Annotated in this window: 3 protein-coding genes; all 3 read left to right on the top strand. The window is 72.5% G+C overall.

Going from position 1 to position 3047, the window contains the following annotated elements; genetic code table 11:
* Window positions 1-108: 108 nt before the first annotated feature.
* A complete protein-coding gene (locus D7X55_RS37950) occupies window positions 109-945 on the top strand; it encodes an MBL fold metallo-hydrolase (protein ID WP_121725584.1) in 837 nt (278 codons plus the stop codon).
* A complete protein-coding gene (locus D7X55_RS37945; RefSeq protein WP_120552442.1) occupies window positions 942-2543 on the top strand; it encodes a sigma 54-interacting transcriptional regulator in 1602 nt (533 codons plus the stop codon). Before D7X55_RS37950 ends, D7X55_RS37945 begins: the two co-directional genes overlap by 4 nt.
* A 164-nt stretch (window positions 2544-2707) precedes the next feature.
* On the top strand, window positions 2708-3047 hold a 340-nt coding region (locus tag D7X55_RS37940), incomplete at its 3' end, for an MFS transporter (RefSeq protein WP_121725583.1).

Below are 3047 nucleotides of genomic sequence, written 5' to 3'. Positions count from 1 at the left end.
CCCCGCCACTCCCAATGATTCCAGCCCCTTGGCGCTGGCACCGGACGTGCTCTGTCCCCACAACGTCAGGGCGCCCCCAGCGGGCGTCAACGCATCTGGAGACCCATCATGGAAATCCGCTTCTTTGGCGTTCGGGGCAGCATCGCGGTGTCGGGGTCGCGCATCGGTGGCAACACCGCGTGCGTGGAGGTGACGAGCCAGGGTGAGCGGCTGATCCTCGACGCGGGCACGGGCATCCGCACGCTGGGCGAGGTCATGATGCGCGAGGGCGCGCCCCAGAAGGCGACGATGTTCTTCTCGCACCTGCACTGGGACCACGTGCAGGGCTTCCCCTTCTTCACGCCCGCGTACCTGCCCACCACGTCGCTGACGATGTACGGCCCCGGCGCGAATGGCGCCCAGGCGCTGGAGTCCACGCTGTCGCAGCAGATGCGCCCGCCGCAGTTCCCGGTGCCGCTGTCCACCATGCGCTCGAGGATGACCTTCGGCGCCGCGCTGCACGGCCGCACGGTGGAGGTCGGCCCCTTCAAGGTGACCCCCATCGACGTGCCGCACCCGGACGGCTGCATGGCCTACCGGGTCGAGGCGGACGGCCACTCCTTCGTGTACGCCACGGACGTGGAGCTGCCGGAGCGCCTCACCTCCGACGTGGCCCGCCACTTCGAGGGCGCGGACGCGCTGTGCCTGGACGCGCAGTACACGCCCGACGAGTACGAGGGCAAGAAGGGCATGTCCAAGAAGGGCTGGGGCCACTCGACGATGATGGACGCGGCCAAGGTGGCCAAGGACCTGCACGCCGGGCGCCTCTTCCTCTTCCACCACGACCCGTCCCACGCGGACGAGCTGCTGGAGGACATGGCGCAGGAGGCGCGCGGCCTGTTCCCCTTCACCGAGCCCGCGCGCGAAGGCCAGCGCATGCTCCTGGGCCGCTCGGCGGGCGCATGAGCGCCGCGAGCCCGGAGCCGTGCGCTGCTACAGTGCCCCCAGCGCCCTTCTCACTTCCGCCGCTGCCCGCCGCCATGCCCTCGACTCCGCCGGATGTGTCCCAGGTCCTGCTTCCCCTTGGCGGCCTCGTCGGGCGCGAGGTGGACCTGGACGCCTTCCTCCAGACGCTGGTGGACCGCATCGCCATCACGCTGCAGGCGGACCGGGGCACGCTGTGGCTGCTGGACCCCGTGCGCCGGGAGCTGTTCAGCCGCGCGGCGCACCTGCCGGAGGTCGCGCAGATCCGCGTGAAGCTGGGCCAGGGCGTGGCGGGCTACGTGGCGGAGGCCGGCGAGCCCGTGCACGTGCCGGATCCTCGCGGCGAGCGCCGCTTCTTCGCGGACATCGACCGGATGACGGGCTACCGCACCATCAGCCTGGCCGCGGTGCCGCTGCGCGACGCGGCCGGCGCCGTGTACGGCGTGCTCCAGGTGCTCAACCGCCTGGGCGGCGGCGCCTTCACGGAGGAGGACACCCAGAAGCTCACCGACATCGCGGCCCAGGTGAGCACCGCCCTCCAGTCCACCAGCCTCTACCAGGAGCTCCAGCGCGCGAAGGATCAGCCGCAGGCCCCGGTGGGCTACTTCTTCAACCGCATCATCGGAGAGGCCCCGCCGCTCAAGGCCCTCTACCGCCTGGTGCAGAAGGCCGCGCCCACGGACGCCACGGTGCTGCTGCGCGGAGAGAGCGGCTGCGGCAAGGAGCTGTTCGCGCGCGCCATCCACGTCAACGGTCCCCGGCGCGACAAGCCCTTCGTGAAGGTGGACTGCGCGGCCCTGCCCGCCGCCCTCATCGAGAACGAGCTCTTCGGCCATGAGAAGGGCGCCTTCACCGGCGCGGACCACCGCGTGCCCGGCAAGTTCGAGGCGGCCGACGGCGGCACCGTCTTCATCGACGAGCTGGGCGAATTGCCCCAGGCCGTGCAGGGCAAGCTGTTGCGCGTGCTGCAGGACCGCGAGTTCGAGCGCGTGGGCGGCACGCAGGCCGTCAAGGTGGACGTGCGCATCGTCGCGGCCACCCACCGCGACCTGCCCCGCATGGTGGCGGAGGGCAGGTTCCGCGAGGACCTCTACTACCGCATCAAGGTCGTGGAGCTGCTCTTGCCCCCGCTGCGCGAGCGCGGCGCGGAGGACATCGAACGGCTGGCCCGCCACTTCGTCGCCACCGCCGCGAAGCGCCACCGCCTGCCCGTGCCCCGCCTCGGCGCCACCGCGCTCGCGCGCCTCAAGCGCTACCGCTGGCCCGGCAACGTGCGCGAGCTGGAGAACTGCATCGAAAGCGCCGTGGTGCTGTCCGAGGGAGAAATCCTGGAGGAGCACCTGCCCCTGCCCGCCCTGGACCGGGCGCTCCCGTCCACCGGGCCCGCCACGCCGGAGACGCCCGCCGCCGCGCCGGTCGCGCCGCTCCTGCTCCCGCTGGCGGAGGTGGAGCGCCGCCACATCCTGCGCGTGCTGGAGGCCGTGAAGGGCAACCGCACCGCGGCCGCGCGCACGCTGGAGATCGGCCGCAACACGCTCGCCCGCAAGCTCAAGGAGTACGGCCTGGCGGACGAGGGCTGAGCCTCCGTCCGTCGTTGGAGCCCGAGCGACGTCCGAGCCATGCCCCCCAGCGAGCGGCCACCGGGGCGCCGCTCCGCCCGAGGGTGCCTTTCGGAGGCCACGGGGGGCACCTCTCCTCAAGGGCCGGTGTGAGCCGTGCCCGTCCCAGGGGGAAGGAGCGCGTCATGGCGGACGTCATGGATGCCCCGGTGAGCAGGCGGCCTCCGGCGGGTGGGGAGACACGGACCGGCAGGATCATTGGCATCTCCGTGGTGGCCGCCCTGGGCGGGGTCCTCTTCGGCTTCGACACCGCCGTCATCAACGGCACCGTGGCCGCCCTCAAGGCCGAGTTCGCCGCGAGCAGCCTGGGCCTGGGGCTGGCGGTGTCCTCCGCGCTCGTCGGCTCGGCGGCGGGCGCCTTCGCCGCGGGGCCCTTCGCGGACCGCTACGGCCGCCGGCGCGCGATGATGCTCGCGGCGGCCCTGTTCATCATCAGCGCCATCGGGTCGGGGCTCGCGTTCTCCC

Source organism: Corallococcus sp. AB049A, from assembly GCF_003668885.1.
Classification (GTDB): Bacteria; Myxococcota; Myxococcia; order Myxococcales; family Myxococcaceae; genus Corallococcus; species Corallococcus interemptor.
The sequence above is the reverse complement of the archived record's forward strand: the minus strand, read 5'-3'. Positions and strand labels throughout refer to the sequence as shown.